Source organism: Pseudoalteromonas sp. SG44-17 (assembly GCF_014164235.1).
Lineage (GTDB): Bacteria > Pseudomonadota > Gammaproteobacteria > Enterobacterales > Alteromonadaceae > Pseudoalteromonas > Pseudoalteromonas rhizosphaerae.
Genome location: NZ_JACJEV010000009.1, coordinates 50714 through 64913, shown reverse-complemented (window position 1 = coordinate 64913; position 14200 = coordinate 50714). Strand labels below are relative to the sequence as shown.

At 41.7% G+C, this 14200-nt stretch carries 15 protein-coding genes; all 15 read right to left on the bottom strand.

Annotation, left to right across the window (positions count from 1 at the left end; genetic code table 11):
• Positions 1-66: 66 nt before the first annotated feature.
• Positions 67-2265 carry a chemotaxis protein CheA gene (locus H5182_RS08765; RefSeq protein WP_182731013.1) on the bottom strand — a complete coding sequence of 733 codons (2199 nt, stop codon included), beginning with the start codon at positions 2263-2265 and terminating at the stop codon, positions 67-69.
• 14 nt (positions 2266-2279) lie between these two features.
• Entirely contained in the window at positions 2280-3044 is a 765-nt protein-coding gene (locus H5182_RS08760; protein WP_145239357.1) for a protein phosphatase CheZ, read from the bottom strand.
• 17 nt (positions 3045-3061) lie between these two features.
• Positions 3062-3445, bottom strand: coding sequence for a chemotaxis response regulator CheY (cheY, locus tag H5182_RS08755; RefSeq protein ID WP_016708035.1), 384 nt, complete (start codon positions 3443-3445; stop codon positions 3062-3064).
• Positions 3446-3485: 40 nt separating this feature from the next.
• Positions 3486-4196, bottom strand: a complete 711-nt coding sequence (locus H5182_RS08750) for an RNA polymerase sigma factor FliA (RefSeq protein ID WP_145239602.1) — start codon at positions 4194-4196, stop codon at positions 3486-3488.
• Between the two features lie 26 nt (positions 4197-4222).
• Positions 4223-5083, bottom strand: coding sequence for a MinD/ParA family protein (locus H5182_RS08745; RefSeq protein ID WP_145239360.1), 861 nt, complete (start codon positions 5081-5083; stop codon positions 4223-4225).
• Complete coding sequence (gene flhF / locus H5182_RS08740) at positions 5076-6557, bottom strand: flagellar biosynthesis protein FlhF (RefSeq protein ID WP_182759892.1); 1482 nt, start codon at positions 6555-6557, stop codon at positions 5076-5078. Before flhF ends, H5182_RS08745 begins: the two co-directional genes overlap by 8 nt.
• Positions 6558-6580: 23 nt before the next feature.
• Positions 6581-8689, bottom strand: coding sequence for a flagellar biosynthesis protein FlhA (flhA, locus tag H5182_RS08735; protein WP_145239366.1), 2109 nt, complete (start codon positions 8687-8689; stop codon positions 6581-6583).
• Between the two features lie 95 nt (positions 8690-8784).
• The gene (flhB, locus tag H5182_RS08730; RefSeq protein WP_145239369.1) at positions 8785-9915 is read right to left on the bottom strand and encodes a flagellar biosynthesis protein FlhB; all 1131 of its coding nucleotides are present in this window, start codon (positions 9913-9915) and stop codon (positions 8785-8787) included.
• A 9-nt stretch (positions 9916-9924) separates the two neighbouring features.
• Positions 9925-10704, bottom strand: coding sequence for a flagellar biosynthetic protein FliR (gene fliR / locus H5182_RS08725; RefSeq protein WP_145239372.1), 780 nt, complete (start codon positions 10702-10704; stop codon positions 9925-9927).
• A gap of 1 nt (position 10705) precedes the next feature.
• Positions 10706-10975: a flagellar biosynthesis protein FliQ gene (gene fliQ, locus H5182_RS08720; RefSeq protein WP_145239376.1), complete on the bottom strand. Its 270-nt coding sequence runs from the start codon at positions 10973-10975 to the stop codon at positions 10706-10708.
• A 43-nt stretch (positions 10976-11018) separates the two neighbouring features.
• Entirely contained in the window at positions 11019-11759 is a 741-nt protein-coding gene (gene fliP, locus H5182_RS08715; RefSeq protein WP_145239379.1) for a flagellar type III secretion system pore protein FliP, read from the bottom strand.
• 4 nt (positions 11760-11763) lie between these two features.
• Positions 11764-12147: a flagellar biosynthetic protein FliO gene (gene fliO, locus H5182_RS08710; protein ID WP_145239382.1), complete on the bottom strand. Its 384-nt coding sequence runs from the start codon at positions 12145-12147 to the stop codon at positions 11764-11766.
• On the bottom strand, positions 12144-12542 hold the full coding sequence (fliN, locus tag H5182_RS08705) for a flagellar motor switch protein FliN (RefSeq protein WP_145239385.1): 399 nt from the start codon (positions 12540-12542) through the stop codon (positions 12144-12146). The genes fliO and fliN overlap by 4 nt, the downstream gene beginning before the upstream one ends.
• 22 nt (positions 12543-12564) lie before the next feature.
• Positions 12565-13656, bottom strand: a complete 1092-nt coding sequence (gene fliM / locus H5182_RS08700) for a flagellar motor switch protein FliM (protein WP_145239389.1) — start codon at positions 13654-13656, stop codon at positions 12565-12567.
• Positions 13657-13665: 9 nt separating this feature from the next.
• Complete coding sequence (gene fliL / locus H5182_RS08695; protein WP_145239392.1) at positions 13666-14196, bottom strand: flagellar basal body-associated protein FliL; 531 nt, start codon at positions 14194-14196, stop codon at positions 13666-13668.
• Positions 14197-14200: the final 4 nt, after the last annotated feature.

Sequence of the window (14200 nt, the reverse complement as noted above, 5' to 3'; positions counted from 1 at the left end):
GCATACTCTATGTAAATTTTATCTGTGAGAGCCATATATAGCTCTCACAATAAGATAAGAATTGGACTAACCTGCGTAATGTTTTAACAGGTTTGGAACATCTAAGATTAGCGCTATACCACCGTCAGACGTGATCGTTGCACCTGCCATACCAGGTGTTCCTTGTAGTAAAGCATCAAGCGGTTTAATAACAACTTCTTCTTGACCAATCAATGAATCCACTACAAAACCAACTTGTTGCGTACCTATTTGTACAATTACAACATGGCCTTGAGCTTTGCGTAATGATCTGTCAGCACCTTTGACTAACCAATGTTCTAAATAAAACAACGGTCGTGCTTTCTTACGAACAATAATGGTTAATTGGCCATCAACTACATTCGTTTTAGTTAGATCTAGGTGGAATATTTCATTAACACCAGCCAGTGGTAATGCAAATGTTTGCTCACCGACAACCACCATCAATGTCGGCAAAATAGCCAACGTTAACGGAACTTTAATTTCTAGGATTGTACCTACACCTAGCTCAGATTGAATACTCACAGAACCATTTAGTTGGGTAATTTTGGTTTTCACCACATCCATACCCACACCACGACCCGAAATATCAGAGATCTGTTCTTTGGTGGAAAAGCCTGGTGCAAAAATAAGGTTATAGGCTTCTGTATCAGATAATCGAGCAGCTTGCTCGTGATCAAGCACCCCTTTATTGATTGCTATTTTTTTCAGCTTTTCGGGATCCATACCAGCACCATCATCTCGGATGGTAAGCAAAATATGATCACCTTCTTGCGATGCTGATAAAGTTACAGTCCCAGTCCTTGCTTTACCTGCCGCTTCACGCACATCAGGCATTTCAATACCGTGGTCTACAGAGTTACGCACCAAGTGGACTAAAGGATCTGCCAGTGCCTCAACTAAGTTTTTATCTAAATCAGTTTCTTCACCCACGAGCAATAAATTGATGTCTTTTTTCAAACTGCGGGCTAAATCACGTACTACGCGAGGGAAACGACCGAACACTTTCTTGATCGGTTGCATCCGCGTTTTCATCACCGCACCTTGCAAGTCCGCAGTTACTACATCAAGGTTTGAAATGGCTTTACCCATCGCTTCACTTTCAGTATTGGTTGCTAAACTGACTAGGCGATTGCGCACTAGCACAAGTTCACCGACCATATTCATTATTTGATCAAGGCGTTTTGTATCAACGCGCACAGTGGTATCAGCTTGTGGTGGAACTGATTTTTTCGCAACAGCTGTCGCTGGAGCTGGCTTTTCAGCCGCTTTCGCAGGCTCAGACACTGCTGGTTTAGGCGCAGGTTTAGCTGCGGCAACAGGTGCTGGGGGAGGGACTGGTTTTTGAGCGGGTGTTGGCTCAGTATCTGCAACTGCTTGTGGTGCACTCCCTTTACCGTGCAATTCATCTAATAATGCTTCAAACTCATCATCGCTGATCTCGTCTGGACTATTACTTTTAGTTGGCTCTGATGACGCTTGGGGCGGTTTAGGCGCAGTATTTTCGGTGCTTGCAGCATCTTTATTACTGACCAAACCAAAGCTACCAACACCATGTAATTCATCTAATAAATTATCGAATTCGTCATCAGTAATATCACTATTTGATGACTCATTGCTAACTGTTACTGCTGGAGTTACAGGACTTTGTCCTTTTCCATGCAGCTCATCTAGCAAACTTTCAAATTCATCTTCTGATATATCATCGATTTGAACATCTTTTTTATCGCTATCAACTTGACCATCAAATAACAAGTCAAATGCAAATGGATCATCAGAATCATCTAAAATAGCATCAGCATCAACAACAGGAGTATCGTCTGCAGGCTCAGCAGCGCCAGTTAGTTCTTCAGCAGTTGGCGGCAATCCCAATTTATGTAAAACAGCCAGCAACTCTGGATTTGCAGGTTCTGGTTTTTCTCGGCTTTGGATGGTCGCAAACATTTCGTTGATAGTATCGAGCGCTTGCAAGATCACGTCCATCAGCTCAGAATTAACCTTACGAACACCTTGACGCAATAAATCGAAAACGTTTTCTGCACCGTGACAAGCGTCAACTAGCTCAGTCATGCTTAAAAAACCTGCGCCGCCTTTTACCGTATGAAAACCACGGAAAATTGCATTGAGTAATTCGGTATCATCTGGGTTATTTTCAAGCTCCACCAGCTGTTCTGACAAAAGCTCAAGAATTTCTCCAGCCTCTACTAGAAAATCTTGTAAAATATCTTCATCGACTTCAAAGCTCATGCAGTTCTCTCCTCTTAGAAGCCCAAGCTTGATAATAAATCATCAACATCATCTTGTCCTGAGACAACATCATCACGAGATTCTTTATCAATAATTGGCCCTTCAGGGCCTGCAAGTGTATTTTCAGCAGGCGGTTTTTCAATGACTGGTGCTATTGTTTTTGTTTCGCTATCATCTTGGCTACCAAATGCTGTCAACAAGTGGATCAAGCTGTCTTCTACTTCTCTGACAAGCTCTATCACTCGACGGATCACTTGACCTGTTAAATCTTGAAAATCTTGTGCCATCAAGACATTGGTCATGAGTCCTTGCAACTCATCCGTTTTAGTTTGCGAGCTATTCATGAACTTATCTAAGCTGTGGCATAATGTTTTAAACTCACCTAGCTCAATTTCACGATTCATTAAACGATCCCAAGTGGGTTTAATGTCTGAAATATCATCTGCAAGCTGTTGGGCAATTGGTAAACTTGCTTCTACAGCATCCATGGTTTTATTAGCAGCGTTCTCTGTCATTTCCATAACATAGTTTAGACGCTGCTTAGCATCGGGGAGTGCGTCTTTGGTCAAATCAGCTAAACGTGTATCAAGCTCAAAATTTTTCAACGCATCATGAAGCTGACGCGTAAGTTTGCCTACTTCGGCAAATAATTCTGATTGCTCTTTTGACGCCGCATCAATAATTAACTGATCAGCTTTATCTTGTTCACCATTTTCAAGGTAAACCACAAGCTGCCGGGCTTGTTCTAAACTGATCTGAGGCGCAGCTGGTGCTGACATAAGCCTCTCCTATTTATTTAACCTAAACGCTCAAACACTTTTTCCAATTTGGTTTTCAGTGTTGCGGCTGTAAATGGTTTAACGATATAGCCGTTAACACCAGCTTGTGCAGCAGCAACAATTTGTTCTTTTTTAGCTTCTGCTGTTACCATTAAAACAGGGATGTGTTTCAGGCTGTCATCGGCCCTGATAGCGCGCAAGAGGTCAATTCCTTGCATGCCAGGCATGTTCCAATCTGTTACTACAAAATCAAATTCTTGATTCTGCAACATCGGTAAAGCTGTTGAGCCATCATCAGCTTCTTGTACATTTGTAAAACCCAAATCTCTTAACAGATTTTTGATAATACGTCTCATCGTCGAAAAATCATCAACAACAAGAATTTTCATGTTTTTATCCAAAACATCCTCCGGTGAGGTCTGAACCTATATTTACTTACTACTAGTTAATCCAGTCATTGATTTTTGCTTTGAGCTTAATCATCGCCTGACCATGTATCTGACTCACACGCGATTCGCTTACATCGAGTATATGTCCAATCTCTTTTAAATTCATTTCATCATTATAATAAAGCGACAATACTAACCCATCTCGTTCAGGTAAAGATTGTATAGCTGTTAATAATGATTGATTAAAACGTTCATTTTTAACGTTATTAAAGGGCTTGTCTAGTGCTAAATCATGTCCCACTGGTGTGATAACATCTTCATCAATTCCCAAGTCTTCTATACCTAAAACCTTACTTGAATTTACATCACTAAGAATATGATGGTACTCATCTAGCGTAATATCAAGTTTTTCAGCAACTTCACTATCTTTAGGTTCTCGATTCAGGCTGCTTTCTAGCTCACTAATCGCTTCAGCAACTCTGCGGCTATTACGGTGCACTGAGCGAGGAGCCCAATCACCTCGGCGCATTTCATCCAGCATCGCACCACGAATACGAATGCCTGCAAAGGTTTCAAAGCTTGCACCTTTAGTCGCATCAAAGTTTTTTGATGCTTCAATTAACCCTATCATCCCCGATTGAATCAAATCATCGAGTTGCACACTCGCGGGTAAACGAGCGATCAAATGACAAGCCACTTTTTTAACTAAAGAAGCATGTCGCTCAACAATCACATTTAAATTTTGTGTCGATTGATATCCCATCGCTTTATTCACCGATGCCGTCATAGTTAGCCGTTTACTAATTTTTCTATGAAAAATTCTAAATGGCCAGATGGTTGATTAGGTATAGGCCATTTAACTGCTTTTGTCGCTAATGTTTTAAATGCAATTGCCGCTGGAGAATTTGGAAATAAATCAACAATTACTTTTTGACGACGAGTTGCTTTACGCATGTTTTCATCATAAGGGACTGTTGCAACCAATTCCATTGAGACATCCAAAAAGCGATCCGTTACTTTTGAGAGCTTAGCAAATAGTTCGTGGCCTTCACGCATACTGCGCACCATATTAGCAACTATTTTAAACTTATACACACCATGCTCACGACTCAACACTTTGATTAATGCATAAGCGTCGGTTATTGAGGTCGGTTCATCACATACTACTACCATGACATCTTGCGCTGCGCGCGAAAAACTTAATACCATGTCAGAGATACCAGCAGCAGTATCAACAATTAATATATCAAATTCGGTATTCAACTCACTAAAAGCACGAATTAATCCAGCATGTTCTGATGGTGAAAGTTCCACCATACTTTGTGAGCCTGACGTCGCTGGTACTATTTTAATTCCTGCAGGCCCTTCAACTAAAATTTCATCGAGCTCACATTCACCTGATAGTACATGAGATAGATTACGTTCAACCCGAAGCCCTAACATCACATCACAATTTGCTAAACCCAAATCGGCATCCAGAACTAACACTCGGTTTCCGAGCTGACCCAACGCAATCGCAGTGTTAAGTGAGACGTTAGTTTTCCCTACGCCACCTTTACCACCTGTTACAGCGATAACTTTAACGCCGTTATTATTGTTTTGACTCATTTTACGCAGGCCACTTGCTTGATCTAATACTGTGTTAATCATACATCCCTACTGTGCTTGACGCTACTGCTTGGCGTCGTGAATGTTGTGCTTTTGTTCTTTTTAAATACAATTGTTCTGCTTTTTTTACTAATTTCTCTGCATTGGCGACCCGAATGTCCTCTGGAACGCGCTGACCGTTAGTAAGATACCCTATTGGAAGGCGATTTTGAATCGCTATACTAATAATCTCACCTAAACTTAATGATTCGTCTAATTTAGTGAAAATACAGCCACTTAATTGTACCTTCTTAAAATGTCTTACGGTTTCTTGTAAAACATTAATTTGTGCGGTCGCACTGAGCACTAAATAATTGCGAATATCGACACGTTGATTACGCATTAATGTATTTAGCTGCTCAGTTAAACGTAAATCACGTTGGCTCATTCCCGCGGTATCTATTAATACTAGACGCTTATTTCGTAAATGATATAAAACTTCTGCTAATTCATTGGCATCTTTAACTTGTTTTACACCACAACCGATGATCCGGCCATAAGTAGCTAACTGTTCATAAGCGCCAATACGGTAAGTATCAGTGGTAATTAGCGCAACTTTATCTGCACCATATTTTTGTGCGCCAAGGGCTGCAAGTTTTGCCACGGTTGTAGTTTTACCTACCCCAGTAGGACCAACAAGTGCATATACCCCGCCTTGGCGAAGGATTTCGTTATTTGTAGTATGCATTTGGTTTTCAACCATTTGCAATAGTGCTTGCCAGGCTTGCTGACGTGACACATCGTCCGGAATAAAGCAGGCCATTTGCTCTGCAACTTCACTGTCGATACCCATTCCAACTAAACGATCGATCATGCATGCGCGGGTAGGATCGCGACGCGCTAAATCTTGTTGCATCAAACCCGATACCTGATACTCAAGTAATTGACGCATCGCAGCCATTTCATCACGCATAGCGGTGATTTCATCTGTTTTGGCTGCACTTTTTGTTGGCATCGGAGTATCTAAATCATCAAAACCACTTTCTAGATCATCATCAAAACCTAAGCTATGTGCTTGCGTTTGTGGACGCGGCGCAGTATCGCGACGAGCAAAATCACTATGCGCTTGTGGTTCATGGCGAGCTTGCTGTGCTTGATGTTGTTGCTGTGGTTGATACTGAGTAGATGTATCAATGCCTGACTGGCTAAACATAGACGCAAGCTCAGGTGAGCGTGGACGCGGTGATTGGCGCTCTAATAATGCTTGTAAGCTATCAGCTACCGCAGCTTGCGGCTCATGCTGCGCACGTTGTGGCGCAGGTTTAACAAAGTTAGCATTCGTTTGCGGTTGCGCCTTAGCAACATGTGGTTGTGCCGGTGCTTTCGGGGCTGCTTTTTCATAATCAACGGCGGCAACAATCTCTACCCCATTGGCTAATTTTTTATTTGACATGATTACAGCATCTACACCGAGTTCATCTTTAACTTCTTTCAGTGCGGTGCGCATATCTTTAGCAAAAAAACGTTTTATTTTCATGGTTCAACCCCTTTAAAATCCGATTATTGGCCTACTGAGCTGACAATCTTGATCTGTCTTTCGTCTGGTACCTCTTGATAAGACATCACTCGCAATCCTGGAATGGTGTACTTAACAAAACGAGATAACACAGTGCGTAACATTCCTGACGTTAGCAATATCGAAGGTTCACCGGCCATTTCTTGGTTTTGATGCGCTTCATTTAATGATTGTTGAAGTCGCTCTGCAAGTCCTGGCTCTATTCCGGCACCTTCGTCGCCTGCATTTTGTAGTGACTGATGCAACATCTGTTCCAACTCAGGCGCCAAGGTTATGACAGGGATTTCTGATGACATTCCAACCGCGTCTTGAACAATTAATCTGCGCAGTGAAATTCGCACTGCTGCGGTTAATACATCAGGATCTTGGCTTCGAGGGCCATACTCAACAAGGGTTTGTACAATTGAACGCATATCGCGAATAGCAACGCCTTCATTTAATAAATTTTGTAATACTTTAACAATTGCTGTTAGTGGTAAAATATCTGGCACTAGCCCTTCAACTAAACGAGGATGACTTTTTGCCAGCATATCTAATAGATTTTGCACTTCCTCGTGGCCGAGTAACAAGGCCGCGCTGTTAGTTAGTAACTGACTAATATGCGTTGCTACCACAGTCGCTGCATCAACCACGGTATAACCGAGTGATTGTGCTTCATCTTTTTGATCTGGTTTGATCCAAATAGCGTCTAGACCAAAGGCAGGATCTTTAGTAGCAATCCCTTTTATTGGACCAAATACTTGGCCAGGATTAATAGCCAACTCATCACCGTGCTTAAGCTCGCCCTCACCACTTGAAACACCCATCATGGTAATTCTGTATGCATTTGGGTCTAACTCTAAGTTATCGCGAATATGCACCGGTGGAATTAAAAAACCAAGTTCTTGAGATAACTTTTTACGTACCCCTTTAATTCGGTTTAATAATTCGCCACCTTGTGATTGATCAACTAATGGAATTAAGCGATAGCCAACTTCGAGGCCAATTACATCAACTTGTTGTACATCATCCCAACCTAGCTCTTTTTGCTCTTGCTTGTTAGCAACACCAGTGCCTGTTGCACCGCCATTGGCAGCTTCTGCTTCCTTAGCAGCCGCTTCTTTGAGCTTACTTTGCTGGGTGTAATACGCTAAATAACCAAGTAAAGCACCAAGGCTTAAAAAGGCAAAATGTGGCATACCCGGGACCAAACCCATCACGATTAAAATACCCGAAGCAATAAATAATGATTTTTCGTTACCGAGTTGTTTCTTAAATTGATCGCCCATATTGAGCGATTCATTTTGACGAGTAACAACAATTGCAGTGCCAATAGATAACAGTAATGATGGTAATTGTGCAACTAGACCATCACCAATGGTCAGTAAGGTATACACTTCCATTGCGTTACCAAAGCTTAAATCATGCTGGATCATACCAACAAACAAGCCGCCAACAATATTGATGATCAGTATCACTATACCAGCAATCGCATCACCTTTTACAAACTTACTCGCACCATCCATAGAGCCATAAAAGTCCGCTTCACGGGTGACTTCTTCACGGCGGTCTCGTGCTTGCTCTGCACTAATAAAACCCGCATTCAAGTCGGCATCAATGGCCATTTGTTTGCCTGGCATCGCATCTAAGGTAAAGCGTGCCGATACCTCAGAGATCCTGCCTGCGCCTTTGGTGATTACCACAAAGTTGATGATGATCAAAATCAAAAACACCACTAAACCAACTGCGTAGTTGCCACCAATTACCACTGAACCAAAAGCTTCGATTACTTTACCTGCGGAATCGCCACCGTTATGGCCTTCAAGCAGCACCACCCGGGTACTGGCAACATTTAGTGCCAAACGCATAATAGTTGCAATCAATAGTACTGCGGGAAACATCCCAAATTCAACAGGCTTCATGGTGTAAACTGTCACTAACAACACCACTAATGCTAAAGCTATATTAAACGAGAAAAGAATGTCGAGTAAAAATGGCGGTAACGGTAAAATCACCATGCCCAGCGCAGCGAGCACCAGCAAAGGTGTACCAACACCTTTTAAATACTCTTTTTTATCTTTATTAAGTTGTTGTAATACAGCTTTAAATTCCATAATTCTACAATTTCAAAAAATTGACACTAAACGGAATTTGCAATAACTATTCCAAGTTATTAATTACGAGCTTAAAAGAATACTGATTATTCAAATCAATACTTATAGGCATCTGGAATTGGGAGTGTTTTATTCAATTTTGTAGGGCGTTTACCACGGCCTTTTTGAAAGCGTTTAAGCTGAAATACATAAGCTAAAACTTGTGCGACTGCAGTAAATAGTTGGTCAGGGATTTGTTCTCCTACTTCGGCAGTATGATACAGTGCTCGAGTAAGCATGGGGGACTCTACAATGGGTACCTCGTTACCTATGGCTATTTTTCTAATTTGCATCGCCATCTCATCAACGCCTTTGGCAACTAATATAGGCGCGCCAGCGCGCTCTGTGTCGTACTTTAATGCCACAGAGTAATGAGTAGGGTTGGTAACAACTACATCGGCATCTGGCACATCCTGCATCATGCGTCGCTGCGACATTTGTCTTTGCGTTTGTCTTATACGCGCTTTGATTTGCGGATCACCTTCAGAATTTTTATATTCATCTTTGACTTCTTGTAGAGTCATTTTTAATTCTTTGTGATGTTTATGGCTTTGATATGGCGCATCAATCGCAGCAATAATGGTTAAGGTGCAGGTCAGCCCTAAAAACATCCATGCGAGTATCTCTAAGGCATGAATGATATTGCCCGGCGCACTTTCAATACTCAGATGAAGAATTTCATCAAAGAAGGTGTTGATCAAAAAAATGGCAAAGCCCGCCACGACCACAAACTTTAAAATCGATTTCACCAACTCGACGCCCGCTTGTGGACCTAACATCCGCTTTATACCTTTTGCTGGTGACATTTTACTGGCTTTGGGTGCTGCCGCCTCCCAACTAAAGTTAAAACCACCTAACAAGGTATTACCTATGATACCCGCCAGCACAATAATAAACACGAACATCGCCATCGGAAATACTAGCGCATCAGCCACCGCTCCCCACACAGAAAACATTTTAGTAGTATCGTAGGTTTCATTGCGGTTCAAACTGAGCATGCGACCCATTATATTATACAGTCCCTTGCCAATCTCAGGTCCGTACATAAGTAATGAAATCGCTGAAAAAATAAGTACAAACATGGTGCCAAGCTCTTTTGAGCGCGCAACCTGGCCTTTCTTTTTCGCGTCGTCTACTTTTTTCCCCGTGGGTTCTTCGGTTTTTTCTTGACCTGAATCTTCAGCCATCACTCTCTCCTATGGGGAACAACCAACTAAAGTACACATTAACTCAATCATTTTTAGCCATTGAAATTCAAATTGAGTAACAAAGTTACCTAAGGTTGCCCAAATAATGACTAAACCTGCAACCAAGGTAAACGGAAAACCGATTGAAAAAATGTTTAACTGCGGTGCTGCACGGGTCATCACACCAAACGACATATTAATCACCAGCATAGCTGTTAAAGGCGCCAAAGATAACACCAAGGCGGTAGTAAACATCCAGCCGCCCCACGTCACTATGTCCCAATAATGATCAACCGCCCACCAATTACCGTCGATTGGTAGCACCTCAAAGCTATGCACTACCATTTGGATCATCATTAAATGGCCATTAAATACAAAGAATAATAGCGTGGCTAGAATCAAATAAAACTGCCCAACAGCAGGCACACTCATACCATTAGAAGGATCAACAACAGAGGCGAAACCAAGGCCAGTTTGCATTGCTAATATTTGCCCTGCTAACACAAAAGTATTCAACATCAGTACAGAAGCAAAACCTATCGCAACACCGATTAACATTTGTTGAATAACTACCAATATCATCTCAAAAGAGAATAAGTTATTAAATGTCGCAGGCGGAAGTACTGGTACAACTAAAAAAGTAATCATTACCGCTAGACCCATCTTGATCCGCGTAGGCACATTTTTAGCACCCAGCCCCGCCATGATCATAATCATCGAGCTGATCCGTACTAGTGGTAACAAAAAATCACTCAGCCACTGAATAATAACCGAAAATGGGAATTCCATACTAGCCTGCAATTTCAGGAATAATTAACACTATTCGACTAAAAAAATCCATTAACTCTTGCGTTAACCAATGCCCTCCAACAATCAAGGCGCTGATAGTAATTAATAGCCGCGGCAAAAAGCTTAATGTTTGTTCATTGATTGACGTTGCGGCCTGAAATACAGCTACAACTAAACCCACTAATAAACCTGGTACCACAATTGCCGATACTAATTTAATAACTAAAAATAATGCATTACTGAGAATATCGACGAAGATTTCTGGTTCCATGGTGCCCCCCTAGCCTTTGTAGGCAAAGTATTGTATTGCCATATCAAGTGCCTAAGCCAAAACTTTTAGCTAAAGTCCCCATCACTAAACTCCAGCCATCAACAAGTACAAACAACATAATTTTAAACGGCATAGACACAATCATCGGCGAGAGCATCATCATACCCATGGCCATCAAGACTGAAGCCACAACTAAATCGACTATCAAAAATGGAATAAAGAACATAAAACCAATAATAAATGCAGTTTGTAATTCGCTGGTTATAAATGCGGGGATTAATACAATTAATGGCGTTGCTTCAGGAGAATCTAACTTATCATACCCAGCAATTTTAGCGAAGGTTTCTAAATCTTTTATGCGCACCTGTGAGAGCATGAATTCCTTCATCGGCTCTTTGGCAAGTTCAAGCGCTTGAATCGAGGTCACCTGCTCATTTAAATATGGCTCAATAGCTTGCTGATTCACTTTTTGATAAACCGGCGTCATTATAAAAATACTTAGAAATAGCGACATACCTAACAATATTTGATTTGATGGTGTTTGTTGCAAACCAATTGCTTGGCGTAAAATAGCCAGTACTACGATTATGCGAGTAAATGAGGTCATCATGATCACCGCTGCAGGTATAAAGCTTAGCGCGGTCATAATAGCCAGTACTTGCAAGGTTACAGAGTAATCTTGTGAACCGTCTGGATTAGTCGTAATACTTAACGCTTCAATGCCTTCGGCGTTAACTGTGGGGATAAAAACTAATGCAAAAAGTATAAGCAGCCACTTAGTCATATTATTAATTCTTTTTAATGTGGTTAGTTTGTGGGTTTAAGAGTTTACCAAAACGTTGTGCAAGGGCTGGCAACTCTTTTTCTGTCAATGGAGTCTCTAATTTATGCAGGTAGTTAATACTGTGCGGGGTTACGCCTAGTAAGTGCTGACAATTATCAATTTCGACGACCATTAATCGCTCTCGCGCACTTAACGGTAAACTACGCACCACTTTAAATTCGTCGGTATTTGCTAAATTGGGGTTTAGTTTTTTAACCAAAAATGCCAGTACCACAATCAGTACTAGCACCATGATTAAAGACATTACCATTGAGAGTAAGTCGCCCATTGGTGTCGCTGCAGGCAGCGCTGAGCTTGCTGCAGTCGATAAAAAAAGCCAACTGCTCATCGCAGCTTCTTGATCCGTTCAACTTGGCTGATCACGTCAGTCAGGCGGATACCAAATTTATCATTAACTACGACCACTTCACCATGCGCTATCAATGTACCATTAACTAATACATCCAATGGCTCACCGGCAACACGATCAAGCTCAACAACTGAACCTTGGTTAAGCTGAAGTAAGTTACGAATATTAATTTTTGAACGCCCGACTTCCATCGAAATAGTCACGGGGATATCTAAAATTGTATCGAGTTTGCGTTTTTCTTCGCCACTCATTTCATGTCTAGCATCACTTAACTCGTCAAGTTCAGTTACTTTGGCACCATCAGAACTATCGGTCCCTTCGGCTTCGGCTAAAGCAGCCGCCCATTCGTCCATTGTATCTTGGTCATCACTCATACTATTAAACCTTTTTATTCTCTTACCAGTCTAAATCTACGCCTTCGGAAAGGTGTAGATCATCTTCTAGTTCTGCTAATTCCGCATCTGAATCAAGCTTTTTGCCACCTTTTGTAAAGACATGCAACTCTGATTTGACTGATTCAGGACGTTTAATTTTTTCACTAATTTGCAGCGCGACGTTATCACGAGAGCGACCCATTTTAGCCCTAAAGGTTGGCAGCTCTTCGACAAACACCGTTATGTGCTCTGGCATCTCAACAGGAATAATATCCCCAGCCTTAAGCTCCATAATTTGCGCTAAGGTTAAATCAACTTCAAGCAGTTGTGTTGATATTCCAACTTCAACATCCATAATCTCATCACGTAAGGCTTTGCTCCAACGTAAATCGGTATCTTCAGTATCTGATTGCACACCAGCATCGAGTAATTCACGAATAGGTTCAAGCATTGAATACGGCAATGCGATATGGAAATCCCCGCCACCGCCATCCAGCTCAATATGGAATGAACTGATCACCACCACCTCGGTGGGACTGACGATATTAGCCATTGCCGGATTAACTTCTGAATCAAGATATTCAAAAGACACATCCATTACCGGCGCCCATGCTTCTTTGTAATCTTCAAAGATTATTTTTAATAGCATTTGTACAATACGGCGCTCAGTAGGTGTAAATTCACGACCTTCTATTTTCGCATGATAGCGACCATCGCCGCCAAAGAAGTTATCAACCAGGATGAACACTAACCGTGCTTCCATAGTGATTAACCCAGTACCTTTAAGAGGACGAAAGCGCACCATATTAAGACTGGTAGGAACAAATAAAGTGTGGATATACTCACCAAACTTTATCATTTGTACGCCATTGATAGAAACTTCAGCAGTACGGCGCATCATATTAAATAAGCTAATGCGCATGTGTCGAGCAAATCGTTCGTTCACAATCTCCAGAGTCGGCATGCGACCACGAACAATACGATCTTGTGAAGAAAAATCGTATTGCAACGTATTACCGCTACCATCATCACCGTCCTGTAGATCCTCCTCTTCGACTTCATCGACACCATGCAACAGGGCATCGATTTCATCTTGGGATAATAAATCACTCACGCTGACCCCTTATTGCATTACAAAGCCGGTAAACAACACCCGCTCAATTACTTTACTACCCTCTACATCAGTTAACGCGGCTTGTACTTTATCAAGCGCTGCTACTCGTAGGGTTTCTTTGCCTTCGCTAGTACCAAGCTCATCTGCGGTGGTGGTTGAAAACACACCAAGCAATGTGCCTTCAATAAGTGGAATATGCTTTTTAGCCGTTTCTTCATTCACATCACCGCGCACTAGTAATTGCACTTTTATTTGCACAATGCGATCACGACTGGCACCAGGTACGTTAAAAATAAAAGGTCGAGGCATCGCAACATATAAGGCACTGCCAACCTTTGCACCACTACCACTTACATCTGCAGTTTCAGTTGCTGATGCAACAGATTCATCCGCAAGTGTTTCAGGAGCAGCGTCGGAGCCAGACATCAAGAAAAAGCCAGCTGCACCACCAATTACCAATACCACAGCAATAATAATTATAATCAGCTTTTTTTTACTTTTACTACCGTCTTCAATTTCTAAGTTTGCTTCTTCAGCCATGCTG